20 protein-coding genes and 1 other RNA gene are annotated in these 26,705 nt (G+C 31.4%); 8 read left to right on the plus strand and 13 right to left on the minus strand.

From position 1 onward, the window contains the following. Positions 1-72: 72 nt before the first annotated feature. The 4 genes from ACIQZ1_RS01845 to ACIQZ1_RS01860 all read right to left on the minus strand — a co-directional run bounded on the left by ACIQZ1_RS01845 (position 73) and on the right by ACIQZ1_RS01860 (position 8,073). Entirely contained in the window at positions 73-1,434 is a 1,362-nt protein-coding gene (locus tag ACIQZ1_RS01845; RefSeq protein WP_396158492.1) for a pyridoxal-phosphate dependent enzyme, read from the minus strand. A 76-nt stretch (positions 1,435-1,510) separates the two neighbouring features. Next, on the minus strand, positions 1,511-3,379 hold the full coding sequence (locus ACIQZ1_RS01850) for a putative porin (RefSeq protein WP_396158494.1): 1,869 nt from the start codon (positions 3,377-3,379) through the stop codon (positions 1,511-1,513). A gap of 87 nt (positions 3,380-3,466) precedes the next feature. Next, positions 3,467-5,011, minus strand: coding sequence for a RagB/SusD family nutrient uptake outer membrane protein (locus ACIQZ1_RS01855; protein WP_396158496.1), 1,545 nt, complete (start codon positions 5,009-5,011; stop codon positions 3,467-3,469). 11 nt (positions 5,012-5,022) lie between these two features. Beyond that, a complete protein-coding gene (locus tag ACIQZ1_RS01860; RefSeq protein WP_396158498.1) occupies positions 5,023-8,073 on the minus strand; it encodes a SusC/RagA family TonB-linked outer membrane protein in 3,051 nt (1,016 codons plus the stop codon). Positions 8,074-8,272: 199 nt separating this feature from the next. Here ACIQZ1_RS01860 and ACIQZ1_RS01865 point away from each other — a divergent pair, with 199 nt between their 5' ends. Continuing rightward, positions 8,273-8,968 carry a ribonuclease HII gene (locus tag ACIQZ1_RS01865; protein ID WP_396158500.1) on the plus strand — a complete coding sequence of 232 codons (696 nt, stop codon included), beginning with the start codon at positions 8,273-8,275 and terminating at the stop codon, positions 8,966-8,968. Positions 8,969-8,971: 3 nt separating this feature from the next. Here ACIQZ1_RS01865 and lipB read toward each other — a convergent pair whose 3' ends face one another. Further along, the gene (lipB, locus tag ACIQZ1_RS01870; protein WP_396158502.1) at positions 8,972-9,664 is read right to left on the minus strand and encodes a lipoyl(octanoyl) transferase LipB; all 693 of its coding nucleotides are present in this window, start codon (positions 9,662-9,664) and stop codon (positions 8,972-8,974) included. A 115-nt stretch (positions 9,665-9,779) separates the two neighbouring features. On the opposite strand from lipB, the gene lysS reads away from it, so the two are divergent. Further along, positions 9,780-11,474 carry a lysine--tRNA ligase gene (gene lysS / locus ACIQZ1_RS01875; protein ID WP_396158504.1) on the plus strand — a complete coding sequence of 565 codons (1,695 nt, stop codon included), beginning with the start codon at positions 9,780-9,782 and terminating at the stop codon, positions 11,472-11,474. 129 nt (positions 11,475-11,603) lie between these two features. Here the strand turns inward: lysS and ACIQZ1_RS01880 are convergent, their stop codons facing one another. From ACIQZ1_RS01880 to ffs, 5 genes are all read right to left on the minus strand, one after another. Continuing rightward, entirely contained in the window at positions 11,604-14,069 is a 2,466-nt protein-coding gene (locus ACIQZ1_RS01880) for a DUF5686 and carboxypeptidase regulatory-like domain-containing protein (protein WP_396158506.1), read from the minus strand. A gap of 6 nt (positions 14,070-14,075) precedes the next feature. After that, positions 14,076-14,828: a head GIN domain-containing protein gene (locus ACIQZ1_RS01885; protein WP_396158508.1), complete on the minus strand. Its 753-nt coding sequence runs from the start codon at positions 14,826-14,828 to the stop codon at positions 14,076-14,078. Positions 14,829-14,890: 62 nt separating this feature from the next. Next, positions 14,891-15,304: a type II 3-dehydroquinate dehydratase gene (locus ACIQZ1_RS01890; RefSeq protein ID WP_396158510.1), complete on the minus strand. Its 414-nt coding sequence runs from the start codon at positions 15,302-15,304 to the stop codon at positions 14,891-14,893. Continuing rightward, the gene (locus tag ACIQZ1_RS01895) at positions 15,304-16,344 is read right to left on the minus strand and encodes a M28 family metallopeptidase (RefSeq protein WP_396158512.1); all 1,041 of its coding nucleotides are present in this window, start codon (positions 16,342-16,344) and stop codon (positions 15,304-15,306) included. Before ACIQZ1_RS01895 ends, ACIQZ1_RS01890 begins: the two co-directional genes overlap by 1 nt. 85 nt (positions 16,345-16,429) lie before the next feature. Beyond that, an RNA gene (gene ffs / locus ACIQZ1_RS01900) (signal recognition particle sRNA small type) lies at positions 16,430-16,528 on the minus strand. A gap of 87 nt (positions 16,529-16,615) precedes the next feature. Between ffs and ACIQZ1_RS01905 the strand changes: the two genes are divergently transcribed. From ACIQZ1_RS01905 to ACIQZ1_RS01920, 4 genes are all read left to right on the plus strand, one after another. Continuing rightward, positions 16,616-17,668 (plus strand): glutaminyl-peptide cyclotransferase, encoded by a 1,053-nt coding sequence (locus ACIQZ1_RS01905; protein ID WP_396158514.1) that lies wholly within the window; start codon positions 16,616-16,618, stop codon positions 17,666-17,668. Positions 17,669-17,766: 98 nt separating this feature from the next. Beyond that, positions 17,767-19,824, plus strand: coding sequence for a S9 family peptidase (locus tag ACIQZ1_RS01910; RefSeq protein ID WP_396158546.1), 2,058 nt, complete (start codon positions 17,767-17,769; stop codon positions 19,822-19,824). Positions 19,825-19,834: 10 nt separating this feature from the next. After that, positions 19,835-20,875, plus strand: a complete 1,041-nt coding sequence (locus ACIQZ1_RS01915) for a PLP-dependent cysteine synthase family protein (RefSeq protein ID WP_396158516.1) — start codon at positions 19,835-19,837, stop codon at positions 20,873-20,875. Positions 20,876-20,980: 105 nt separating this feature from the next. Then, positions 20,981-21,310 (plus strand): hypothetical protein, encoded by a 330-nt coding sequence (locus ACIQZ1_RS01920; RefSeq protein WP_396158518.1) that lies wholly within the window; start codon positions 20,981-20,983, stop codon positions 21,308-21,310. A 51-nt stretch (positions 21,311-21,361) separates the two neighbouring features. Here ACIQZ1_RS01920 and hemL read toward each other — a convergent pair whose 3' ends face one another. The 3 genes from hemL to ACIQZ1_RS01935 are packed head-to-tail and all read right to left on the minus strand — an operon-like array spanning position 21,362 to position 24,395. Then, on the minus strand, positions 21,362-22,648 hold the full coding sequence (hemL, locus tag ACIQZ1_RS01925) for a glutamate-1-semialdehyde 2,1-aminomutase (RefSeq protein WP_396158520.1): 1,287 nt from the start codon (positions 22,646-22,648) through the stop codon (positions 21,362-21,364). Then, entirely contained in the window at positions 22,648-23,499 is an 852-nt protein-coding gene (locus ACIQZ1_RS01930; RefSeq protein WP_396158522.1) for a glucosaminidase domain-containing protein, read from the minus strand. Before ACIQZ1_RS01930 ends, hemL begins: the two co-directional genes overlap by 1 nt. Next, complete coding sequence (locus ACIQZ1_RS01935; protein ID WP_396158524.1) at positions 23,496-24,395, minus strand: 1-aminocyclopropane-1-carboxylate deaminase/D-cysteine desulfhydrase; 900 nt, start codon at positions 24,393-24,395, stop codon at positions 23,496-23,498. Before ACIQZ1_RS01935 ends, ACIQZ1_RS01930 begins: the two co-directional genes overlap by 4 nt. Positions 24,396-24,476: 81 nt before the next feature. Between ACIQZ1_RS01935 and ACIQZ1_RS01940 the strand changes: the two genes are divergently transcribed. Both ACIQZ1_RS01940 and ACIQZ1_RS01945 read left to right on the plus strand, forming a co-directional pair. After that, a complete protein-coding gene (locus ACIQZ1_RS01940; RefSeq protein WP_396158526.1) occupies positions 24,477-24,653 on the plus strand; it encodes a DUF5522 domain-containing protein in 177 nt (58 codons plus the stop codon). A gap of 69 nt (positions 24,654-24,722) precedes the next feature. After that, positions 24,723-26,702: a urocanate hydratase gene (locus tag ACIQZ1_RS01945; RefSeq protein WP_396158528.1), complete on the plus strand. Its 1,980-nt coding sequence runs from the start codon at positions 24,723-24,725 to the stop codon at positions 26,700-26,702. Positions 26,703-26,705: the final 3 nt, after the last annotated feature.

Raw genomic sequence — 26,705 nt, forward strand, 5'->3', positions numbered from 1 at the left:
ATGTAAAAACAAATATAAAAAAAACGGATAACATATTGCCATCCGTTTTTAAAAAATATTTTTTTAGATTTTCTATTTAATAGAACTAATAATATCGTGTTTTGTAATGATATGATGTTTTCCGTTTCCTAAATCTACTAAAACCGCTTGATTGTCTTTATTTATTAATTTAGACACTTCATCAATAGAAGCCGACGCCAAAACAATTGGAAAGGGTTTACCCATTACTTCTTTAATAGGCATATCTGCAATGTCTTTATTTTCAAAATAACTTCTAAATAAATCCGATTCATCTAAACTTCCTACAAATCCTGTTGTATCAATTACTGGAATTTGAGAAATTTTGTATTTTTTTAATCTTTCAATAGCGTGAGACACTAATTCTTCAGTTCTTACAACAATTAAAGGCTTGTCTTTATGATCTTTTATTAAATCTTCAGCCTTGGTTATGTCTTCTTCCAAAAACCCTCGTTCACGCATCCATTCGTCATTATACATTTTACCAACATATCTACTTCCAGAATCGTGAAATAAAACAACCACAACATCCTCTTGTTTAAAATGTTCTTTTAATTGTAAAACACCTTTGATTGCAGCACCTGCTGAATTTCCACAGAAAATCCCTTCCTCTAAAGCTAATTTACGAGTATAAACAGCTGCGTCTTTATCCGTTACTTTTGTAAATCCGTCTATTAAAGAAAAATCAACGTTTAATGGTAAAATATCTTCACCAATTCCTTCTGTTATGTACGAATATATTTCGTTTTCATCAAAAATACCTGTTTCGTGGTATTTTTTAAATACAGATCCATATGTATCAATACCCCAAATTTTTATATTTGGATTTTGTTCTTTTAAATATTTAGCCACTCCAGAAATCGTTCCTCCAGTTCCTACTCCAACTACAAAATGCGTGATTTTACCTTCTGTTTGTTTCCAAATTTCAGGACCCGTTTGTTCATAATGCGCAATGGCATTACTAGGGTTGTCATATTGATTTACATACCAAGAATTAGGAATTTCATCCCCTAAACGTTTTGATACAGAATAGTAAGAACGTGGATCGGTCGGCTCAACATCGGTAGGACAAACGATAACTTTTGCGCCTACTGCACGCAAAATGTCCGCTTTTTCTTTAGATTGTTTATCTGAAATTACAAAAATACATTTGTACCCTTTCACAATAGCGGCTAAAGCCAAACCCATTCCTGTATTTCCAGAAGTTCCTTCAATGATTGTTCCGCCTGGTTTTAATCTACCGTCAGCTTCAGCATCCTCCACCATTTTTAGGGCCATTCTGTCTTTAACAGAATTTCCTGGGTTAAATGTTTCCAACTTCCCAAGAACCAAACAAGGCAATTCGGCTGTAATTTTATTTATTTTTACAATTGGTGTATTGCCAATAGTTTCTAATATATTTTTAGCGTATTTCATATCATTTTTTTGTGATGACAAAGTTACATGTTCTTGTATGATTTACAAAAAATAACTTCAATTGGTCGATTGTATTCTATTTAAAGAAATTCCATTCTAAACCAAAACGGATATGAAAATCACGAAATGGCGAATTTGGCGTGTTAAAATAATCAACTTTATTAGTAAACAACGCATTAAAATGTTCTGCTTTCAGGTAAATTCTACATTGCTGAACACGAGCATTTACAAAGAAATCTAAAACAGGAAAACCTCCGACTTTTTTCTGATCTTGAACATAAAATTCGCCTAATACACCAATATAATCATTTGCATAATGCTTACTAAAGTAGTTTGCTGTAATACCCGTTTGCAATAACATAGCTTTTTTAAATACAGATTTAGTATAATATAATGTGTTTCGTAGTACAATATTTGGCAAATTTAAAATTTTAGCATCTTGTTGTACTTCTTGAAATTTTACTCTATTATCAAATGCCCAATTTCTGAATTTAATTTCCTTAGCGATTTCAGCGCTAACATATTGAATAGATTTATTGTATTGAAATGGCTTTACTACCAAGCTATCTAATCTTTGTGTTGTATTGTAAAAATACAAATGGTCATTTAAATTTGATATTTGAATAGTTGCATCTACCCATTTATTTTTAGTTTCAACTTTAATAGAACTAATTTTTTCATTTTTAAAAGGAGTATTCCAATTGTAATTATTGTAATCACTTTTATGAAATACAAAAATATTATCTGGTAATTTACTGACTTGTCGTGCTGATATTTTTACAAAATTATCGTTTGAAAAAGAATACTTAGCAAAAGCTTCAAAATTTGATGCCGGCTGATTTGAAATGGCATTTTGTGCTAAAATATTGAAATTCCATTTGTTTCTATCAAATTCATATTGACCGCCTACAGACGTTACGCGATTATGAAGGTTATAGTGGTCATTCTCATTAAAGACTATATTTTGCGGAATAACATAAAATTGATTGTACGAATAATTATCAATAAAAAAATTAATTTCCCCTAATGTTTTGGTTTTAAAACTAACACCAACTTTATTATAAAAAACATCAAAACGTGTTTTGTTATTAATTGAATTTGAAATAGCAGCACCTAATCGATCACTTTTGGTGGCGTGTATATATTCATAAAACTTATTTTCATAATAGGTTTGATGTTTTATTACTAAAGAATTGCCAGTAGAAAATTGATACGATTGATCTAAAAAGTAGCGGTTTCCTTTTAACTTTGATGAGGCATCATTAAAGTACATATCTACTCTTTCTCTTTGACTAAAAGAAGGATTGGTTCCATCTAATTGCTCTAACGTTTTTACTCCTCCGTTTTCTTGATTAAAAATATCTTGACCTACGAAATTGGCTTTCAAATAATATTTTTTGTTCAAAGAATGATAATTTGTAATAAATCTAAAATGCCCAGAACTTGTTAAATTATTAAAATAATCACCAACAGAACGAATAGATTTATAAGCTATTGTGAAATTCAAATTTGGCTTTGTATTTACTGATAATAGAGCATCTAAACTTTGCCCTTGACGCATAACAGTTTTAAAATAGATATCCGTTAATGGTGTTGGCACCGAATAATAATAAATATCATTTGTATTTAAATAAGAAACATGCTTCGCATTAAAACCAAATTGAGGTAATAAACTAATAGTTTTTTTAGAAAAATCTAATTGATTGAATAAATACCCTTCATTTGAAAAAGAGAATAAACCAAAATTATCTTTTCTCAAGTAATTGTATTTGTATTCATCTTGTATAGTCAAAGACGTATCAATATAAATGGTATCTTTTTGAGAATTAAAGCTTTTATATAGTTTAATATCTGCTTTTAATTCAACCACTTTAGTAGTATCTCTTTCTTGGGTGTAGGAAGAAAATGACAAAGTAAAAAACAATATAATAAGTAGGGTTCTCATTTTTACAATTTAAAAGGCAAATGTACTGAGAATTTGTTGTAAAAAAAAACCCCGATAAAATCGGGGTTTAATTTATAAAATAGGTTATTAATAACCAGGATTTTGTTGAATTGAAGAATTAGCATTTAATTCATCAGTTGGAATTGGTAATGTAAATTTATAACTTGTTAAAGGTAAGTTAGAAGGATTTCCTGCTGGGAAATTCCATGAAGCTGAAGCATATTCTGCAGCATCTCTATCTAAGCCAGTAGCAGCTAAAGAACCAATACGTTTTAAATCTATGTATCTAAAACCTTCAAAAGCCAATTCTTTTCTTCTTTCATCTAAAACAGCTTTCCAAGCAGCTTGAGCTGTTGTTGGAGCTGTTACAGTATAAGGAGTGGTAAATCTTGCATTAACAATAGTTTGTAACGCAGAAGCAACACCAGCATAATCAGAAGCTTGAGCTCTTGCCTCAGCTTTGATCAAATACATTTCAGATAATCTACAAACCATAAAGTCCGGATTAGCTCCATTTGTAGCTGTAGCAGCAGTTTGACCACCATGCTTTTGTAAAACAATAATATCAGAATTTCTAACATCAGTAGCTGTTGCATAATTAGCGTCAATTAAAGAGCCTTGTGCTCCAGTTAATAACACCATAGTATTCAAACGAATATCTCCAGAATTAGCAACCATTTTGTTATATAATGCTCTACTTACTTCATAGAAAGGTGAACCATTTCTTCTATTCGCAACTGAACACCATCCATTATGTAAATTAGTTCCTTGTGAATTCTGTTGTACAGTTCTTCTCAATCTGAAAATAACCTCAGTATTTGCTGCTTCATTGTGAGTATGAAATACAGCATTATATGATGCTTGAGTATTAGCTAAAGTAATACCAGAAGTATTAATAACTGTATCTGCCCAAATTTCAGCATTAGTATAATCTCCTTTTAGTGCATATGCACGAGCTTTGATAGCTTGAGCTAATACTTTAGAAGCATAATACGTTTTATTAGCATAAGCTGGAGCTGTATTCCCATTAAAAATAGTTATTGCAGCATTTAAATCACCATGAATAGATGCATAAAATGCACCATTAGAATCTCTTTGAGGTGTTTCAGTAGTTTCAATTACTCTGTTTGCTAAAACTCCAGCTAAAGCTGCATCATTTTTAGGATCAGTAGAATAATAAGACATAATTTTTAAATGACAAATAGCTCTTAAAACTAAAGCTTCAGCTCTAGTTCTTGCAATTAATTGCGCATCAGCAGCATCTACAGGAGAAACAGTGTAAGAAAAATCAATAGCACGATTGATTCTAGCTAAAGCTGCATAATTAGACGTCCAAATTGTATTAGCAGAACCATTTGAAATATTCATTAAGAAAATATAATCTGATGTAATTCCTTGACCACCATTGTTAAAACCAGGAGCTGCTTCGTCAGTAAAAACTGAACTAAAAACATATTCTGTTCTGTTTGTCATAATATTCATAGCTGAATTCACCAATCTGGTTAAATCCGAACTTTTCGTAATAGCCACTTCCTCTGTTAATGAACCAGGAGTGAAGGGCTCTAATAAATCATTGTCACATGAAAACAGAAGTGACAATGAAACTAATAATAAACCAAATATTTTTTTCATATTTTTATTAATTAAAATTTAACATCTAAACCAAAAGTAAACAATCTTGGTGTTGGGTATTGGTAAAAATCAGCAGATCTATCACTTTCAGGATCGAAACCTTGCCATTTGGTGATATTAAATAAGTTTTCAGCTTGTAAAGTAAAAGATAAATCTTTAATAAAAGTATCTTTTAAGAATTTACTAGGCATTCTGTAACCTACTTGAACATTTCTTAAACGAATGTAAGATGCGTCTCTTAAGAAACGATCAGAATCATCATCTAATCCAATATTTGCTGCATTTAATGCAGGAACTTGTGTATTAGTATTTGTTGGAGTCCATGCATTTAACATGTCATTAGTTACCACAAACTGACCTAAATTAGATGGATCGTATAAATTTTCTAAATCAATATCGAATCTCCATACATCAAATGCATAAGTAAATAATGCTGAAGTAAAGAATCCTTTGTAAGAAAAGTCAAAACCAAATCCACCTTGGTAAGAAGGCATATAGTTTTTATTTGTACTTTTTCTATCTGCTGCTGTAGGCGTTTCAGTTGGGTTACCATTTTTATCTTCAAATAATAAGTTACCATTTGCAGGGTTAACACCAATATAATGATATACGAAAGGCGCATCTAAAGAACCACCGTTTTCAGTAATATAAGTTGGTCCTGTACCAGTAAAAATAACACCTCCATTTGATTTTATTCCATCAACTGTATTATCGTTATAAGAACCGTTAGCTTTAATAGTTAACAAAATTTCTTTTTCTTGGTTTCTTATTAAATCATAAGCTAAATTTAACTCAACACCTTTATTAGTAAGAGATGCATCTGTATTTTTAGTTAATGAAGTTGTTCCTGAAGTAGCTGAAACTGGTGCAGCTAAGAATAAATCAGATGTAACTTTATTATACACATCCAAAGATCCTTTTAATCTAGTTTTGAACATTTCAAAATCTAAACCAACGTTTGACTGTGTAGTTGTTTCCCACTGTAAGTCAGGAAATCCAAAACTAATTCCGTATCCTGTACCACCATTATATGTATTATTAGCTACACTATAAATATCTGCAAATGCTGGAGGGTTTATACCAGCGTAAATAGTCCCATCAATAATTCTTTGATTACCTACAGTTCCATAAGATCCTCTTAATTTCAATACATCAATAAATTTAGCATTATCCATAAATGCTTCTTCATCAATATTCCATCTTCCACCAACAGACCAGAAGTTACCCCATTGTTTAGAATCAATAAATCTTGAAGTACCGTCTCTTCTGATAGAAGCTACAACACCATATTTTTTACTAAAATCATAATCAACAGAACCAAAGTAAGAAATTAAATCATTTCTTAATTGACCTGCAGAAATTTGTGGTACATAGAAATCATTTGCTGCTGTATCAGCTGCATATCCAGCACCTGTATCAGGTATAAAAATTCCAGCAATTAAACCTCTTTGTCTAAAGTTATTAGATTGAAAACGAGAATTATTATATTCAGCGTTAGCAGAAATATTAAAGGTATGATTTCCAATTTGTTTGTTATAAGCTACTTGCCATAAATTATTAAATAAGAATTCTCTTCTACTTTGAATGTCTTCAAAACCTGTAAAAGTTTGTCCTGCAGCTTGAAATAATAAAGCATTAAATGAATTTGGAAACTCCGCTTGATTAAATCTAGTATTTAACAATTGCCCGTTTAATCTTGAACGGAACGTTAAGTTTTTAGTTAAGCTGTAAGCAAAATCTGTTGCTACATCAATTCTAATTTCATCTGTTAAATTCGTATATGTTTGCAACTTATCCATTAACATAATTGGAGTAGCTAACAACCCTGGTGTGTTGTTGTAATAATCTAATGCAGATTGTGATCCTTGATACACATCAGTAGAAACATAAGGCGCTCCTAAGAATGCTCCAGTTACATAATTTCTATTAATCGCACCCTCTCCTAAGTTTGTTGCTTGAGCATTTTTAGAGAAACCAATACCTGTATTAATTTGGTATTTAAATTTATCATTAGAAGATTTTCCATTTATGTTATTACGCAAGTTAAATCTTTTGATTCCTGTAGACTCTAAGATACCATCTTGGTCAAAATAACCTAATGACGTAAAAGAAGCAATATTTTTATTGCTGTTCTCAACACTCAAATTATGTGATTTTGAAGTAGAAGGTCTAAAGAAATAACCAACCCAATCAGTATCAACTCCATAAGCTGCAATTTCTGCATCCGTTAATGTTGCTCCTAAACCAGCACCAAAATTTTGTTCAATTTTTAATAATTCTTTAGCATTAGCATAAGTATATTTTGGTAATTGCATATACCCTACACCATATTGCGAACTATATCTGAAACTAGTTTTAGCATCTCCAAATTTAGCTTTTTTAGTTTTAACTACAATGACCCCATTTGAACCTCTATTTCCATATTCAGAAGTTGCCGCAGCATCTTTTAATACCGCAATAGACTCAATATCATTTGAGTTAATCGTACGGAATGAGTCACTGTTAGATGGGAAACCATCAATAACATACAATGGATCAGAGTTACCATTGATTGAACCAATACCTCTAATTACTACACTAGATTTAGCACCTGGCTGACCTGTACTTGCAGTAATATTAACACCAGCTAATTGACCTTGTAAGGTATTCATAGCATTTGCATTTGGTCTGTTTTCAATAGTTTTTGCAGAAACAGAAGCATCAGCTGTTACAGCAGATTTTTTTGTTACTGTTCTATAACCTTGAACAACTACATCCTGTATTACATTGTTTGTTGTTGATAAAACAACATTAACAACATTACCAGCACCAATTTTTACTGTTTTAGTATCTTTTCCTAAGAAAGAAACTTCTAAAACATCCCCTTGAGCTGCTTTAATAGAGAATTTACCATTCTCATCCGTTTGAGTACCTTGTTGTGTACCCGAAATACTTACAGTAGCACCTGGCAATTTAGCGCCATCACTTGTTACTGTACCTGTAACAGTTTTCTGTTGTGCGAAAGAAAACTGCATCGTAAACGCTACTAAAAGCGTAAAAATCCATTTGAACTTCGATCTCATATTAATTTTATTTGAGTTAGTTATTCCGCAAACTTCTTAATAATTTCTTAAATAAACAAATAATACTTCACAATATTGTCATTTTTTTTGTGTTAATTTTTTTTTCGGATTTAAAAACTATGTAGAACCCACAATATAAAAGCGTTGATAAAATGTTAAATGTTATTTGAAATTTAATTATTTTTGTAAAAAATATTTTATGTTAAATAAATGTTACAGTAATTTTACTATTGAGTGCGGAACCGATGAAGCAGGTAGAGGTTGCCTAGCTGGTCCTGTAACCGCTGCTACAATTATTTTACAAAATCCTAACATTGTATTAACAAAAGAACAAAAAAAACAAGAGCAAATTTTATTTCAAGCTATAAATGATTCCAAGCAATTATCTGAAAAAAAACGTTTTGAGTTGAGACCAATTATTGAAAGTTTATTTGATTTTTCTTTTACACATATATATAATGTAGAAATAGATGAAATAAATATTCTAAATGCATCTATGAAAGCTATGCAAGAAAGCGTATTGAAGCTGAAAACCACACCTGAATATATTATTGTAGATGGAAACAGACCTTTAAACGGAAAATTAGGCATGAAACAAAAAGAAGGGAAAATATTCAATGCAAAAGAAATTGAAATTTTGTCCTCGATTCCAAACACATCTATCATTAAAGGTGATGCGAAATTTTTAAGTATTGCCGCTGCATCAATTTTAGCAAAAACATATAGAGATGATTATATGGATAAAATTCACGAAGAGTTTCCTATGTATAATTGGAAAAAGAATAAAGGTTACCCTACAAAAGAGCACCGAGATGCTATTAGAAAATATGGCATAACAAAATACCACAGAAAAACATTCAGATTACTTCCAGAACAATTAATTTTAGAATTATAAGTTCTAAATAAATGAACTTTCAAACAAAACGGAAAAATGTTTTAGAATTTTTTGTTTTACTTCTTCTTCATTTACTTCTCTATCCAACTCAACGTGCATAGACGTTACTGCCTTACCACGGATACCACAAGGAATAATATTGTCAAAATAGCCTAAGTCGGCATTTACATTTAAAGCAAAGCCATGCATGGTTACCCATCGAGAAGCACGAACTCCCATGGCACAAATTTTTCGAGCAAAAGGCGTTCCTACATCAAACCACACACCTGTTTCACCTGGGCTTCGTTCTGTTTTTAATCCATATTCTGCTAAAGTTAAAATTATGGCTTCTTCAAGAAATCGAAGATATTTATGAATATCGGTAAAAAAATTCTCTAAATCTAAAATTGGGTAGCCTACAATCTGTCCTGGACCATGATAGGTTATGTCTCCTCCTCTATTTATTTTGTAAAAAGTAGCGCCTTTATCTATTAATTGTTTTTCAGAAAGCAACAAATTTGAAACATCACCACTTTTACCTAAAGTATAGACATGAGGATGTGTTACATAAAGAAAAAAATTAGGTGTAGGGATTGAAGAAGTTGTATTTCGATTTTGAATTTTAATATCTACAATTTCTTTAAATAATTCTTCTTGATACTCCCAAGTTTCTTTATAATCTTTATTTCCTAAATCAAGAAGTTGAATTTGTTTCATTTACAAAATAGATTTATTTTTCAAAGATACAATTTTAAATCTTTCTGCTAAAAAATTCTGACTTTGAAACTATATATCTATTGCTTATCTTTGCCTTCTTAAAATAAAATAAATTATGCAACTTTCCGAACAAGAAATCATTAGAAGAGAGAAATTACAAGCCCTTAGAAACTTGGGCATTAATCCTTATCCTGCAGATTTATACCCTGTAAAGGACACTTCAAAAGCTATAAAGGATAATTTTGAAGAAGGAAAAAAGGTGGTAATTGCTGGAAGATTGATGAGTGTGAGAGATCAAGGAAAAGCGGCATTTGCTGAAATTCAAGATAGCGAAGGCAGAATACAAGTCTATTTTAACAGAGATTTTATTTGCCAAGGCGAAGACAAAACATTATACAACCAAGTTTTTAAAAAATTAACCGATTTAGGAGATTTTTTAGGAATTGAAGGCGAATTATTTACCACACAAGTGGGCGCGAAATGCATTAGAGTAGACAACTTTACTTTTTTAAGTAAAACCCTACGCCCATTACCTTTTCCAAAAACTGATGAAGATGGAAAAGTATACGATGCCTTTAATGATGCCGAATTGCGTTACCGTATGCGTTATGTCGATTTAGTTGTAAATCCACAAGTAAAAGAAGTTTTTGTAAAACGAACAAAATTATTTACTGCAATGCGAACTTTCTTTAATGAAAGTGGCTACATGGAAGTAGAAACGCCTATTTTGCAATCCATTCCAGGTGGTGCTGCTGCGCGTCCGTTTATGACGCATCACAACAGTTTAGACATCCCTTTATACATGCGAATTGCTAACGAATTATACTTAAAAAGATTAATTGTAGGCGGTTTTGATGGTGTGTACGAATTTTCTAAAAACTTCCGTAACGAAGGAATGGACCGAACGCACAATCCAGAATTTACGGCTATGGAAATATATGTAGCGTACAAAGATTACAATTGGATGATGGAATTTACCGAAAACCTTTTGGAATATTGCGCCACAAAAGTAAATGATACTCCAGAAACTACTTTTGGCGAACATAAAATTAGCTTTAAAGCGCCTTATGCAAGAGTCACTATGACGCAATCTATCATTGACTTCACCGGTTTTGATATTTCTGGAAAAACGGAAGCTGAGTTATTTGAAGCGGCTAAAGGAATGGGAATTGACGTAAATGAAACCATGGGTAAAGGAAAATTAATTGATGAAATTTTTGGTGCAAAATGCGAAGGAAATTACATTCAACCGACTTTCATTACAGATTATCCAAAAGAAATGTCGCCTTTATGTAAACAACACCGAGACAATCCAGATTTAACGGAGCGTTTTGAATTAATGGTTTGCGGAAAAGAAATTGCCAATGCCTATTCTGAATTAAACGATCCAATTGATCAAAGAGAACGTTTTGAAGCACAAATGGCTTTAGCAGAAAAAGGTGACGATGAAGCCAACGGAATTATTGATGAAGACTTTTTACGTGCTTTAGAATACGGAATGCCTCCAACTTCTGGTTTAGGAATTGGAATGGACCGATTAATTATGTTTTTAACAAATAATGCCTCTATTCAAGAAGTGTTATTTTTCCCACAAATGCGTCCAGAGAAAAAAGTAACTTATGAATTAACCGAAGATGAAAAATTCATTGTTAGTTTATTAGAGAAAGAAAACAATCAACCAATTGGTGTTTTAAAAGACAAATCGGCTTTAAGCGGAAAAAAATGGGATGCTGCTATGAAAGGTTTAGCCAAACACGGTTTAACTAAAGTAGTAGTTGACGGAGAAAATAAAGTAGTGGTTTTAGGTTAAATTTACACAAAGTAACGCAAAGAAAATACAGAGAACCACAAAATTATAAATATAAAAAACCTCGAAGCAATTAAGTTTCGAGGTTTTTTAATATCTTGGAATTTGGAATTTTAATATTGGAATTTCTACCTAAAATCTCAAACCAAACATAAATCCTTGTCCGAAGTTGCTCCCTTGAAAACTTCTAACATAATCTACACGGAAAATTTTAAGTTTTCCAAATCCAATTCGGTCTAAACCAACAGTTATTTCTTGATAAGGTCTGTTATTTGGAGTAGCTAATTGATGAAACCCTCCAACTAAATTCCAACCTAATTTATTAATTAATGGAATTTTATTCATAAAGTAACCATTATCGTTATAATTTGCATGTAATTCAAAATACTGATTATTAGTAGATTGCGAATAATAAGGCAATAGATTAAAACTTGAATTGTATTGCCCATCAATTCGAACATGCGTTTGATTTCCGTTAAAATGTTTGTAATCTACAAATGAAATATTTTCGGCACCAAAAAACATTCCTGCTTTCAAATTTAATTCTAAATCACCTTTATTGGCTAATGTTTTATAGTAATTTAATCGAGCTTCTAAAAAGTCATATTCATACGCCTTTGAAGTGGCTAAAAATGCTTTTGTATAAGTAAATCCAAGTGTTGGATATTTTCCTTCATTCATATTCATTTTTCCGTCTGGTCTAGTAATGTACTTTTGACCAAAAACAATTCGAGAACTCAAACTAAACTTAGTTACATGATGTTCATCAAAAGCTGGAAGTAGATCAGAATTTGGATTTAACGGATGGTTTGAACTGTATACATCATCTGTTTTAATTATGGCAAAATCTGTAGTATTAAATACTGGTTTTCTGTTTTCGTAAGCGATATTAGCATTTAAAAATAAACCATTCACTACTTCTCTTCCTGTTCCTATTTCAATAAATTCTTTTTCGTATAATTTCATAAAATTATTTTTAAAAAACAATGAACTTACTGAGTTTTCTATTCCAGAAATAGGTTCTGAACTATTAAATTGATTGACTTTGTTCCCACCAGACATTCGAAAATAAGCATCATTTGTATTATTGAATTTATGATAAAAAGAAGCCGTTGGTCGGATACGTTTATCTGAAAATCCGTATTGAAAATCGCTGTTTATTATGGTTCGTTTTTGTTTTTCTTCATTATAACTTGAGTACGAGAATCCTGAACCTATATGATATCCCTGAACGGTATTAAAATTAAAAGAAGACAAATTAAATAATCCTTGATAATTGAATCTTTTATTTTTAAAACTATTTTTAAATGAATATCCTGTTATCAACTTAATTGCCTTAAATTTATTTGAAACCGCATCAACGGAATCCATATACACTTGAGAATTTCGGACTTTATAAACACTATCTTTTTTTACATAATTAGTAGTTTCTTCCTCCGTTAAAGGCACTGGACGATTTTCTAGCCAATACGAAATTTCTTTTTTATTTGATTTTTCGGCAAACGTAACTACTTCACTACCAAAGGTTTTCTTATCAAAATTAGATACAAAATTATAATTACTAAACACGTGTGTAAATTTACCATTGAATTTCATCATAAACACACCTGCTTTAAAATCAAATGATTGCAAACTTTTTACCCACATTTTAGTGTCAGGATTAAAACTGAAGTTTTGCACCACTTTAAATGATTCTAAAAACTCTTGTTGTGATCTGTAACCTTTAATATCTAAATCGATTGCATAAATAGCAAAAGTGTCGTCAACTATATATATATAACCTTCAAAAACGGGTTCTTTATCACGCTTTGGCGTTACTTTTATTTTGTACACATAATTATTATAACTGTCTGTAAATGAATCTTCTATTTTGTATTTATAATATGTAAAAGCATTTGAAGCAATCGGAGAAATCATTGGAATATTGAACCCAACAGTATTTTGATATAAATCGTAATTGGTATTTAAAGCAGTATTGAAGCTAAATCCATTATCGTTTCCAGCCACTTTACTTGCAATGATTTCTTCTTTTAAATTGTTTGGTTTTTCAAACTTAATTTTAGAAACGGTTTCCGATTGATAAATAATTCCAGCGCCTGTAGAATCTACATTTCCATCTAAATCACCAATTTCAATACCCATGAATTTCTTAGGAATATCTTTAACTCTAAAAATTCCCCTTGAGTAAAAATCAGCTTCAAATTTATCCGTTTTTTCAGTATTTTTTTTACGATTGGCTATTGCACTTCTGATGATTCCATTAGCAGGATTTTCACCACTTTTAACAACTACTTCTTCGATTGAATATTGTTCATCTGGAAGTGTAGCATTAATTACTACTGGAAATGAATTAATTTCTTGGGTTATGGTTTTGGTTTTGTATCCTAAAATCTTAAAAACCAATGTATAATTACCTGATTTTTTGATATTTAATTCGTACTCCCCGTTTTCATTTGTAGAAGTTCCGATGTAGGTTTTTTCAATAGTAACACTTGCGTATGGCAAAGCATTTCCATTTGAGTCAGTAACTTTTCCTTTAATTTGTGCTATTGAAAAACAAGAAAAAAGAAAAAGTAAAATTGAGGTTTGGGGCTTCATAATATTTTATTTCACTTGTTCAACAGAGCCAGAAGTGCTCTCGGTTATTTTTACTTTATCTAATTTTCCATAATATTTTATAGAGCCGCTTGTAGAAGCAGTAGCATCTAATCCTTTTAATGCTAAAACTTGTATATCAGAAGAAGTACTTGCTGAAACTTGTGCCATATTTGAAATTAACTCTTTTGCATCGCAATCTGCTGAACTCGAAGCGTCAATAGCTAAATTATCTGTTTTGCCCTTTAATGCTACGCTTGAACTACTGCTTAGATTAACAGCAATATCATCAGTAGCCATATTTAATGCTACATTTGAACTGGAAGATGCATCAATAAAAATGGAATTACAAGTTACCGTTCCTGAAAAATCAGCGCTTGAAGAGGTATTAATTTTTAACAAACTTACATTTAAATTATTTTTGATTGAAAACGTAGCCGAAGAACTTACTGTAACGCTTCCAATACCCGGATTTGAAACGGTTACAAGTAATTTACTAGTATCCATTTTTTTATAGTAGTTGGTGTTTTCAATAAAGATTTTTAAAATATTATTTTTAGTTTCCACTTTCAAAAATTTCATTAAATCTTTTTCCCAAGTCACCTCAACATTTTGTACAGGCCCTTGAGTATAGACTACATTAACGCCTGATGAAGCTTTAATAGCTGTAAAATTTCCTACACCTCTGGTTTCTTTAACTTGTCCGAATGAAGCTGAAAACATTGCGAAAAATGCAAGAATAAATACTGTAATTTTTTTCATTTTTTTAATAGATTTAGTATGTGAAAGTAAAGACGATTTTATTTATTAAAAAGTTGCATCAATTACAAAAAACTTTGAATAGCTAACGCATAACTTTTTAAACCAAAACCAATAATTACGCCTTTTGCATTTGGTGAAATGTATGATTGATGACGAAATGTTTCTCTGGAAAACGTATTTGAAATATGCACTTCAATGACTGGTGATGTTATTGCCTTTACACAATCGGAAATGGCTACAGAAGTGTGTGTATACGCTCCAGCATTTAATAGTATTCCATCGTATGAAAAACCAACTTCTTGCAATTTATTGATAATTTCGCCTTCTACATTAGACTGAAAATAATCCAATTTAACCATAGGAAACTGTAATTTCAATTCGTCAAAATAGGAATCAAAATTTTGATTGCCATATACTTCTGGTTCACGTTGACCTAATAAATTTAGATTAGGGCCATTTAAAATTAATAATTGCATTATTTACCGTCTTTGTCAACCACAATTCTATTTTCTCTATTGGCCAATTCCCAAGCTAAAGTAAAAGCCAATTTAACTCGCATGGCTAATAAATCGTACTCAATTTTATCTGCAGTATCATTTGGTCCGTGATAATCTTCATGTACACCATTAAAAAAGAAAATAGAAGGAATACCTTTTTTAGCAAAATTGTAATGATCAGAGCGAAAATAAAATCTATTTGGGTCATTTCTTGCATTAAAAGTATAGTCTAAATTTAAACCCACGTATTTTGTATTCATTTCTTCGTTTATAGTATGCAATTCAGAACTTAATCGGTCTGAACCAATAACATACACATATTTTCCATTTTCCTTATGATTGCCAAGTGTATCTCTACGTCCCACCATATCAATATTAATATCTGCTATCGTGTTTTTTATCGGAAATAATGGGTTTTCGGAATAATATCTAGAGCCATGTAAACCGTGCTCTTCACCCGTAACATGTAAAAATAAAATTGAACGTTTTGGAGAAAAACCGTCTTTTTTTGCTTCCGAAAATGCTTTTGCAATTTCAACTAAAGAAACCGTTCCTGAACCATCATCATCTGCACCGTTAAATACTTCACCATTTTTCATACCAACATGGTCGTAATGTGCGGAAATAACAAGCACTTCTTCTGGTTTTTCCGAACCAGGAATAAAAGCCCAAATGTTTTCTGAATCACCTAATTTTGGAGCAAAACCTTTTTTCATGAATTCCGCAGGCACTTTTTGATAATAATCAGTTGAACCTGGAGGATTTGTGATACCTAAAGCTTTATATTGCTCAATAAGATACAATCCTGCTTTTTTCTGTCCTGGTTCTCCAGTATTTCTTCCTTCCATTTCGTCAGAAGCAATAACATGAAGGTTTTTTGACAAACTGGCTTCGTTAATTGTATTTACGTATTTTGTAACATCTATAACTTTTTTTGGAGAATTGGCTACAAGAACTTTTTTTGGAGAACAACTTAGCAAAAATGCTACTGATGTAAGAAGTATTACTAGTTTTTTCATTTAAATTGATTTTATACAATACAAATCTAAATTAAAAAAATTTGATACCAATAAATTTTATAAGAATTTTAAGAATAGAAGTAAAAAATGGCAAGCGACCTACATCGCACCGCTACAACCACATACCTTTGCTGCGTTCCCACCCTGGAGGATTTTGAGGGAGCTGGTCGTGTAGGACTTGCCGATGCAAATATACAATCTTTTATTATTTCTACAAATCAAAAATTAGTTTAAAATAAATTGTAATATTGTATTATAAAAATTATTGAATATGAAAAAAATTAACTTACTTATAATCACAACATTAAGTGTTTTTTTATATAATTGTAGTGAAACAAAAGACCTGTTTTCTATTGCTACAAAAGACTTAAAACAAGTTTACAAACCTAATGAAACTGTGAATTTATGCATTGAAAATATTGAAAATGCTAAAATTGATTCGGTAATTTATTTTTCAAACGATATTAAATTAGGTAAATCAACTGAAAATGCAGTTTTTAATTTAAAATTAGATAAATTACAATTTGGTATTCAAGACATAAAAGCAATTGTGCATTCTGAAGGTGAAAAAACAGAATGTGTAACATCTTTTGAATTGGTTTCGAATATCATACCAAAATTATATGAAACAAAAGATTATACCATTTTAAATACGTATAATCACGATGCAAATGCTTACACACAAGGTTTAGAATTTTACAACGGCATTTTGCATGAAGGAACAGGTCAAAATGGCGAATCAAGTTTAAGAAAAACAGATTATAAATCTGGAAATGTTTCAAAATCTGTGTCTTTATCATCAGATTATTTTGGTGAAGGGATAACCGTTTTTAAAGACAAAATTTATCAACTGACTTGGAAAAATAAAGTTGGTATTATATATAATGCTGCAACTTTAGAGCAAGAAAAAACATTTGATTATTTTTCAGATATTGAAGGTTGGGGATTAACGCATAACGACAAATATTTGATAATGAGCGATGGAACAAATAAAATTTATTTTTTAAATCCAGAAACTCAAAAAATGGAGCGTTTCATAAATGTGTATTCTGACACAAATGCCATTACAGAACTTAACGAATTAGAATGGATTGACGGAAAAATTTGGGCAAACATTTACCTAAAAGATGTAATTGTAATTATCAATCCAGAAAATGGAGCCGTAGAAAGCGCTATCGATTTTTCTGATTTAAAAACAAAAAACAAAAAAACATTAATGGATGGAGATGAAGTTTTAAACGGAATTGCTTATAATCCATCAACAAAAACCGTATTTATTACTGGTAAAAATTGGGATAAAATGTTTGAAATAAAATTGAAGTAAATATCAAAAAAACAGCAATAACTATGAAAAAAATAATCTTAGCATCAGTTTTACTGATATTTACCGCAAAAATACATTCACAAAATCAAAATCAAAAAATGAAAACCATTCAACCACCAATTGCAAAAATAATTCCAAAAAAGTTAGAAAAACACGGAGATGTTAGAACGGATAATTACTATTGGTTAAACGAACGAGAAAATCCTGAAGTAATTGATTATTTAAATAAAGAAAACGAATATTACCAAAAATCTACTGCTCATACCAAACAATTGCAAGACGATTTGTTTGCTGAAATGAAATCCAGAATTAAAGAAGACGACAGTTCTGTGCCTTATTTTTATAACGAATATTGGTACATCACTCGCTTTGAAACGGGTAAAGATTATCCAATTTATGCCAGAAAAAAAGGAAGTTTAGATGCGAAAGAAGAAATTTTATTCGATTGTAACGAAATGGCAAAAGGACAATCCTACTTCAACTTAAGTGGTATGAGTGTGAGTGGCGACAACAAATTAGTAGCTTTTGGATTAGATTTGATTTCAAGAAGACAATATACCATCCAAATTAAAAATTTAGAAACAGGCGAAATTCTTTCAGATAAAATTGAAAATACAACTGGTGGTTCCAGCTGGTCTGCCGATAATAAAACGCTTTTTTATACAGGAAAAGATGCACAAACCTTACGTTCTGATAAAATTTTCAAACATAAATTAGGCACAAATGCATCTGAAGACGTACTGGTTTTTCACGAAAAGGATGACACCTATAATACGTTTGTTTATAAAGAAAAATCGAAAAAATACCTCATAATTGGTTCTGGAAGTACGCTTACTACCGAATATCAAATCTTAGAAGCGAATAATCCAGATGGAAAATTCAGAATATTTCAACCAAGAACACGTGGTTTAGAATATTCAATTTCTTTCTATAAAGATAAATTTTATATCTTAACCAATGCCGATAAAGCGACCAATTTCAAATTAATGACAACTCCTGAAAACGCAACGGAAAAAGATAATTGGACCGATTTAATTCCGCATAGAAAAGATGTGTTGTTAGAAGGAATTGAAATTTTCAAAAACTATTTAGTAGTGGAAGAACGTTCAAACGGTTTAAATAAAATTCAAATTAAACCTTGGGATGGCTCTGGAGATTATTACTTACCTTTTAATAGCGAAACCTACACGTGCTATACCACTTCTAATGTTGATTTTGACACAGATGTTTTACGTTATGGCTATCAATCTATGGCCACGCCTTCTTCTGTGATTGATTTCAATATGAAAACAAAAGAAAAAACCATATTGAAAGAACAAGCCGTTTTAGGTGGAAAATTTGACAAAAATAATTATACAGAAGAAAGAATTTGGGCTACTGCAACAGATGGGACAAAAATACCTATGAGTATTGTTTATAAAAAAGGCATCAAAAAAGATAGTAAAAATCCTTTGTTACAATATGCTTATGGCTCTTACGGTTCTTCAATGGATCCGTATTTTTCAAGTACACGATTAAGTTTAATGGATAGAGGATTCATTTATGTTATCGCTCACATTCGTGGTGGAGAAGATTTAGGCAGAGAATGGTATGAAAATGGAAAATTATTAAAAAAGAAAAACACATTTACAGATTTTATCGATTGTAGTAAGTTTTTAATTTCAGAAAAATACACTTCTGCAGAGCATTTATATGCCGAAGGTGGTTCTGCTGGTGGTTTGTTAATGGGTGCAATTGTTAATATGGCTCCTGAATTGTATAATGGTGTTATAGCACAAGTACCATTTGTTGATGTAATTACCACAATGTTAGATGACACTATTCCATTAACTACTGGAGAATATGACGAATGGGGAAATCCAAATGAAAAAAAATATTATGATTATATGCTATCCTATTCACCATACGATCAAGTAAAAGCACAAGGATATCCAAATATGTATGTTTCAACAGGTTTACACGATTCGCAAGTGCAATATTTTGAACCTGCAAAATGGGTAGCAAAATTAAGAGTGCTGAAAACAAACAACAAACAATTATTTTTAGATACAAATATGGATGCGGGTCACGGTGGAGCTTCTGGAAGATTTGAAGCTTTAAAAGAATTAGCCAAAGAGTTTGCTTTCTTATTTGATTTAGAAAATATTAAAAAATAAAGCATTAAAAATGAAAAAAGAAATAAACGCCTATAACTCTGTTCTTGAATTAGTTGGTAATACACCAATTATAAAATTAAATAAAATAGCGGCAGGATTAACCGGTAATTTTTATGCCAAAGTAGAAGCTTTTAATCCAGGACATTCTGCAAAAGACAGAATTGCTTTACATATTATCAATTGTGCTGAAGAAAAAGGCATATTAAAGCCCGGTGCAACTATTGTAGAAACAACTTCAGGAAATACCGGATTTAGTTTAGCTATGATTAGCATCATTAAAGGATACAAATGTATTTTAGCGGTGAGTGATAAATCATCACCTGACAAAATTGATATGCTTAAAAGCATGGGCGCAAAAGTATATGTTTGTCCGGCTAATGTAGCTGCAGATGACCCAAGAAGTTATTATGAAGTGGCAAAAAAAATACAAGAGGCTACACCGAATTCTATCTATATAAATCAATACTTTAATGATTTAAACATTGAAGCACATTATTGCAGTACAGGTAAAGAAATATGGGATCAAACAAATGGTTTGGTAACTCATGTTGTGGTTTGTAGTGGCACTGGTGGTACTATTTCTGGGATTGGAAGGTATTTAAAAGAAAAAAATCCAGCTATTAAAATTTTAGGTGTAGATGCATATGGTTCCGTTTTAAAAAAATACCACGAAACCAAAGAGTTTGACGAAAAAGAAATTTATTCATACAAAATTGAAGGTTTAGGGAAAAACTTAATTCCAACGGCTACTGATTTTGATATTATTGATCAATACGTAAAAGTTACCGATAAAGAAAGTGCCCATATGGCAAGAGAAATATCCAAAACAGAAGGATTATTTGTAGGATATACATCTGGCGCTGCATTTCAAGCCGTAAAACAATATGCCGCATCAGGAGAATTTAATGAAAATAGTAATGTAGTAGTTGTTTTTCCTGACCACGGATCGCGTTATATGAGTAAAATTTATAGCGATGAATGGATGCAAGAGCAAGGTTTTTTAGATACTGAAAATAGTGATGATTCAATGAAAATTGAGGTGATAAAATAAGTTTAGCTAAATTAAAAAATCAAAAAAAAAGATAATTATTTGTAAAAAAGGCTTTGATATTAAAAATATTTTTTATTTTTGATAAAACTATTAAAAAATTTAACAATGAAAAATTTATTAGGCGCTCTTGTTTTGTTTTTAGCTTTCACAGTAAATGCTAATGCTCAAGAAACATTTAAAAAAGTAGACGAGAAAATTGAAGCTAAAAATAATATGACGGCTCTTGCAGAAGCGATAACCGTAGAAGGAACTTTAAGCGAAGATTTAACAAGATTATTTGAATACAAATTCAGAAATTTAAACGAAAATCTTTCAGCTGAAAGAAAAATCGAATTGGCTAGAGTAATTGAAGCTAAATTAAGAGCTACACTTTCTCAAACTCAAATGGAAAGTATTGAAAGTAAACAAGGTTTGTTGAAAAAATTAACAAACTAAAAATAAGTTACTTTTTAAAAAGCCCGTTTAGTAAACTAAACGGGCTTTTTTTTATAATATTTTTGCCACTTCTTGAATTGACTGAATCGTAAAGTCTAAATCTTCATAGCTTAAAGCATCAGTAATAAACCACGTTTCATATGCTGAGGGCGCAATATAAATGCCACGTTTCAATAATTCGTGAAAGAATTTTTTAAATCTTTCGTTATCCCCATTTTTTGCAGTTTCAAAATCATACACTTCATTTTTATCAAAGTGAACGGAAATCATTGATCCTACTCTATTTATAGTAAATTCTATATCATTTTCCGCCAGAACTTTGTGAATTCCTCTCTCTAAATAAGCAGTTTTTTCTTCTAATCTTTTAAATATTTCTTTATCTGAATTTAACTCCAATAGCATTTGATATCCTGCCGCCATAGCTAATGGATTTCCAGATAACGTTCCTGCCTGATAAACAGGACCTAATGGCGATAACAAATTCATAATTTCATTTCGTGCTGCAAAAGCACCTACTGGCAATCCACCACCAATTACTTTCCCAAAACAAACAATATCTGCAGCAACTTGATACAATTCTTGTACGCCACCTTTTGCAAGACGAAATCCAGTCATTACTTCATCAAAAACTAATAAAGCACCGTTTTCCTTACAAAGTTGCTTTAAACCGGATAAAAAACCTTCTTTTGGAGGGATACAACCCATATTTCCTGCAACAGGTTCTACAATAATTGCAGCAATTTGATTTTTATTGGCTTCAAAAAGCGCTTTCACGTGCTCTAAATCATTATATTTTGCTAATAACGTGTCTTTAGCAGTGCCTTCAGTTACTCCAGGGCTATTTGGCACACCAAACGTACTTAATCCACTTCCAGCAGCAATTAAAAACGAATCAGAATGACCATGATAACAACCTGAAAATTTTATTATTTTATCGCGTTTTGTATAACCACGAGCTAATCGTATCGCACTCATACAAGCTTCTGTACCCGAGTTAACAAATCGAATTTTATCAATATTTGGTACCATTGAAATGGCCAATTGAGCAATTTTCGTTTCTAACTCGGTTGGCGTTCCAAAAGAAGTTCCTTTTTTTGCCTTTTCAATTATTGCATTTACTACAGGCTCGTGTGCATGACCTAAAATCATAGGTCCCCAAGAGTTGATGTAATCTATATATTTATTTCCATCTTCATCATATAAATAAGCGCCTTTAGCTTCTTTAATGAAAATAGGAAAACCTCCAACACCTTTAAATGCACGAACAGGAGAGTTAACACCGCCAGGTATTACTTCATTTGCTTCAACAAATAACTGACTACTTCTTTGATATAACATTATTTTTTTACTTTTAATTTTTGACCGATTGAAATTCCGGATTCCAAAATATTATTTAAACTTTTTAATTCCTCAACAGATATATTGTATTTTTTTGATAAAGAGTATAATGTATCTCCTTTTTCAACGGTATGCTCTCCAATAACTTGTACTTGAGTAACAACTCTTGGTTTTGGAATAAAATTTCTTCCTAAAACTTCATTGTCAATTTTATATAATTCATAACGTTCAATAATACCAATTAATTTAGAAGGATATAACGTGTCTGTTGCGTAACCAGCTTGTTTTAAGCCATTAGCCCACGATTCATAATCGCCTTTATCTAATTTAAACAAACTTTCATACCGCTTTCTTGAAGATAAAAAAGCAGAGTGATCTTTGTAAGATTCAGTTGGGTCTTTATATTTTCTAAAACACTCTTGTTCGGCATCATCATCGTATTTTACAGACTCACCTGTCCATCCTGTATGGCATTTTATCCCGAAATGATTATTCGCTTCTTTAGCCAAAGATCCAAATCCCGCACCCGATTCTAAAATACCCTGCGCCATGGTTATACTTGCAGGAATTCCGTGAACCTTCATGTTATTTTTTGCCGTTTCTTTAAAATCTTCAATGTATTTTTTTACATCTTCTGTTGTAGCTTTTACTTTAGATGTTGCTACTAATATTTCACTCCCAGAAGGATTTTCTTTTGTAGGCGATTTTGCAACTGGTGTTGGTTTTGTAACAGGTTTTTTTGAAGCAGGATACGATTTAGAATATGTTTTTCCTTTATTAGTAGTGATTTTAGAACCTCCACAACCTGTTATAAGCAGCGTAAAAAATAGTATTAAAATTTTATTCATCATATCGTTATCTTTGTTTTTCCTGATTTTTCTAATTTTAAATTCATACCTGCAATGCCCTGTAAGCCACCAGTATGAATGGCTAAAATTTTTGAATTTGGTGGAAAAAAATCTTTTTGTATTAAAACAAAAATACCTAACATCATTTTTCCAGTATAAATTGGATCCAATCGAATTGCATGTTCCAAATAAAATGTATTTATAAATTCAATTAATTCGTTTGTTACTTTTCCATAACCTCCAAAATGATACTCACAATTTACAGACCAATTCTTTTGATTTGCAAATTTAGCAATATCATTTTGTAAAAAATCACCTTTTAAGGAAGAAAATCCAATAATATTTTGATGAGAAGCAGCACTATTAATTATTCCTGAAATTGTACCGCCCGTTCCTATTGAAGAACAAATATGTGAAAACTGGATGTCATCTTCAGATAAAATTTCTTCACACCCTTTTATGGCTAATTCATTTGTGCCGCCTTCGGGTAGCAAATAAAAATCACCAAATTGAGATTTCATTTCTTTAATAAATTCTGGCGTTTCTTTTAACCTATATGCATCTCTTGAAACAAAGACCAACTTCATTCCAAATTGTTGTGCAACAGATAAACTTGGGTTTTCTTCTATCTTTTCTTGTAATTCTTCGCCTCTAATTATTCCAATAGTTTCAAAACCAAATTCTTTTCCAGCACCTGCAACAGCAACAATATGATTAGAGAATGCCCCGCCAAAAGTGAGCAATTTTTTATATCCTAATCGTTTTGCTTCGGCTAAATTATATTTTAATTTTCTGAATTTATTTCCAGAAATTATTGGATGTAATTGATCTTCTCTTTTGATAAAAAGTTCAATTCCATTAGGAAAATGAATAGATATTTTCTGGTTTTTTGATTTCATAAAAAAGAAATAATTGTTTCGCTACTTAAATATTTAAAAACTAATACAATCATTTGCTGCAAAGTTCCTAAATTTGCGATTATGAACAATGAAATAAATCCAAAAAATTTAAAAGAAGGAGAAGATTTTTATTTTACTCCTGAAGGATATAAATGTTTTACAGAAAAACACCATTTAAAAAGAGGCTACTGCTGCAAAAGTGGATGTCGCCATTGTCCATATGGTTTCGACAAAAAAACAGGAACAAACAAGAAATAGTTTTAGATAACCGATATTCAAACAATAATTTCTGAAAATCTAAAATCTAAAAATACAAAATTTAAAAAAATGACTTTTAAAGAGCAAATACAACAAGGAATTCCGGATATTTTACCACAACAAAAACAGTATGAGTTAGCAATAAATCATGCGCCAAAGCGAAAAGAAATTCTTTCAGAAGAAGAAAAAAAATTAGCATTAAAAAACGCTTTGCGCTATTTTGATGCCAAACATCATGCCACGTTGCTTCCTGAATTTAAAGCCGAATTGGAACAATATGGGCGAATTTATATGTATCGATTTCGTCCAGATTACGAAATGAAAGCCAGACCAATTTCTGAATATCCCGGAAATTCTGAACAAGCCAAAGCGATTATGTTGATGATACAAAATAATTTAGATTATGCTGTTGCACAACATCCTCATGAATTAATTACGTATGGAGGAAATGGCGCTGTTTTTCAAAATTGGGCACAGTATTTACTTACCATGAAATATTTGTCTGAAATGACAGATGAACAAACGTTATCAATGTATTCTGGTCATCCAATGGGATTATTTCCTTCTCATAAAGAAGCACCAAGAGTCGTAGTTACAAATGGAATGGTAATTCCAAATTACTCTAAACCAGATGATTGGGAAAAAATGAATGCGTTAGGCGTGTCGCAATATGGTCAAATGACTGCAGGAAGTTATATGTATATTGGACCTCAAGGCATTGTTCATGGCACTACAATTACCGTTTTAAACGGTTTTCGAAAAATAAAAAAATCACCAAAAGGCGGTTTATTTGTAACTTCAGGATTAGGTGGAATGTCTGGAGCACAGCCAAAAGCAGGAAATATTGCGGGTTGTGTTACCGTTTGTGCAGAAGTGAATCCTAAAATCACACACATTCGTCATTCACAAGGATGGATAAACGAAGTAATTGAAGACATTACACTTTTAGTAGCGAGAGTTAGAAAAGCAATGGAAACCAATGAAGTAGTCTCTATTGCTTATTTAGGAAATGTAGTAGATGTTTGGGAACGATTTGATGCGGAAAATTTACATATCGATTTAGGTTCTGACCAAACTTCACTTCACAATCCTTGGGCTGGCGGCTACTACCCTATTGGATTTACATTTGATGAGTCTAATGAAATGATGGCTAACAATCCAAATAAATTTAAAGAAGAAGTTCAAAAAACATTGCGTCGTCATGCCATGGCAATTAATAAACATACGGATAAAGGCACGTATTTCTTCGATTATGGAAACGCTTTTTTATTAGAAGCTTCTAGAGCGGGTGCGGATGTTTTTGCAGAAAATCATATCGATTTTAAATACAATAGTTATGTACAAGATATTATGGGTCCAATGTGTTTTGATTATGGTTTTGGCCCTTTTCGATGGGTTTGTGCCTCAGGAAATCCTGAAGACTTAGCTAAAACCGATGCAATTGCTTGTGCTGTTTTAGAAGAAATGATGAAAACTTCTCCTGAAGAAATTCAACAACAAATGGCCGATAATATTCAGTGGATTAAAGGCGCTCAAGAAAACAAATTAGTTGTAGGATCTCAAGCTCGAATTCTATATGCTGATGCAGAAGGACGAATTAAAATCGCAGAAGCATTTAATCAAGCTATAGCTCGTGGCGAAATTGGAATGGTAATTTTAGGAAGAGACCATCATGATGTTTCTGGTACAGATTCACCATACAGAGAAACATCTAACATTTATGACGGTTCCCGATTTACGGCAGATATGGCGATTCAAAATGTAATTGGCGACAGTTTCAGAGGTGCTACTTGGGTATCAATACATAATGGCGGCGGTGTTGGCTGGGGAGAAGTCATTAATGGAGGTTTTGGCATGCTTCTTGATGGGACTAAAGAAGCATCTAAACGTCTAGAAATGATGTTGTTTTGGGATGTAAACAATGGAATATCAAGAAGAAATTGGGCCAGAAATGAAGGGGCAATATTTGCTATAAAACGCGCTATGGAAACGCAACCTTTGTTAAAAGTAACTTTACCCAATTTAGTTGACGAAAAATTATTAACTTAAATA

The sequence above is a fragment of the Flavobacterium sp. genome (assembly GCF_044341185.1).
Classification (GTDB): Bacteria; Bacteroidota; Bacteroidia; order Flavobacteriales; family Flavobacteriaceae; genus Flavobacterium.

Bases quoted from the DNA above. Each gene is read 5' to 3' on its own strand.
- ACIQZ1_RS01845 (WP_396158492.1), bottom strand. From the start codon at position 1,434: ATGAAATACGCTAAAAATATATTAGAAACTATTGGCAATACACCAATT.
- ACIQZ1_RS01850 (WP_396158494.1), bottom strand. From the start codon at position 3,379: ATGAGAACCCTACTTATTATATTGTTTTTTACTTTGTCATTTTCTTCC.
- ACIQZ1_RS01855 (WP_396158496.1), bottom strand. From the start codon at position 5,011: ATGAAAAAAATATTTGGTTTATTATTAGTTTCATTGTCACTTCTGTTT.
- ACIQZ1_RS01860 (WP_396158498.1), bottom strand. From the start codon at position 8,073: ATGAGATCGAAGTTCAAATGGATTTTTACGCTTTTAGTAGCGTTTACG.
- ACIQZ1_RS01865 (WP_396158500.1), top strand. From the start codon at position 8,273: ATGTTAAATAAATGTTACAGTAATTTTACTATTGAGTGCGGAACCGAT.
- lipB (WP_396158502.1), bottom strand. From the start codon at position 9,664: ATGAAACAAATTCAACTTCTTGATTTAGGAAATAAAGATTATAAAGAA.
- lysS (WP_396158504.1), top strand. From the start codon at position 9,780: ATGCAACTTTCCGAACAAGAAATCATTAGAAGAGAGAAATTACAAGCC.
- ACIQZ1_RS01880 (WP_396158506.1), bottom strand. From the start codon at position 14,069: ATGAAGCCCCAAACCTCAATTTTACTTTTTCTTTTTTCTTGTTTTTCA.
- ACIQZ1_RS01885 (WP_396158508.1), bottom strand. From the start codon at position 14,828: ATGAAAAAAATTACAGTATTTATTCTTGCATTTTTCGCAATGTTTTCA.
- ACIQZ1_RS01890 (WP_396158510.1), bottom strand. From the start codon at position 15,304: ATGCAATTATTAATTTTAAATGGCCCTAATCTAAATTTATTAGGTCAA.
- ACIQZ1_RS01895 (WP_396158512.1), bottom strand. From the start codon at position 16,344: ATGAAAAAACTAGTAATACTTCTTACATCAGTAGCATTTTTGCTAAGT.
- ACIQZ1_RS01905 (WP_396158514.1), top strand. From the start codon at position 16,616: ATGAAAAAAATTAACTTACTTATAATCACAACATTAAGTGTTTTTTTA.
- ACIQZ1_RS01910 (WP_396158546.1), top strand. From the start codon at position 17,767: ATGAAAACCATTCAACCACCAATTGCAAAAATAATTCCAAAAAAGTTA.
- ACIQZ1_RS01915 (WP_396158516.1), top strand. From the start codon at position 19,835: ATGAAAAAAGAAATAAACGCCTATAACTCTGTTCTTGAATTAGTTGGT.
- ACIQZ1_RS01920 (WP_396158518.1), top strand. From the start codon at position 20,981: ATGAAAAATTTATTAGGCGCTCTTGTTTTGTTTTTAGCTTTCACAGTA.
- hemL (WP_396158520.1), bottom strand. From the start codon at position 22,648: ATGTTATATCAAAGAAGTAGTCAGTTATTTGTTGAAGCAAATGAAGTA.
- ACIQZ1_RS01930 (WP_396158522.1), bottom strand. From the start codon at position 23,499: ATGATGAATAAAATTTTAATACTATTTTTTACGCTGCTTATAACAGGT.
- ACIQZ1_RS01935 (WP_396158524.1), bottom strand. From the start codon at position 24,395: ATGAAATCAAAAAACCAGAAAATATCTATTCATTTTCCTAATGGAATT.
- ACIQZ1_RS01940 (WP_396158526.1), top strand. From the start codon at position 24,477: ATGAACAATGAAATAAATCCAAAAAATTTAAAAGAAGGAGAAGATTTT.
- ACIQZ1_RS01945 (WP_396158528.1), top strand. From the start codon at position 24,723: ATGACTTTTAAAGAGCAAATACAACAAGGAATTCCGGATATTTTACCA.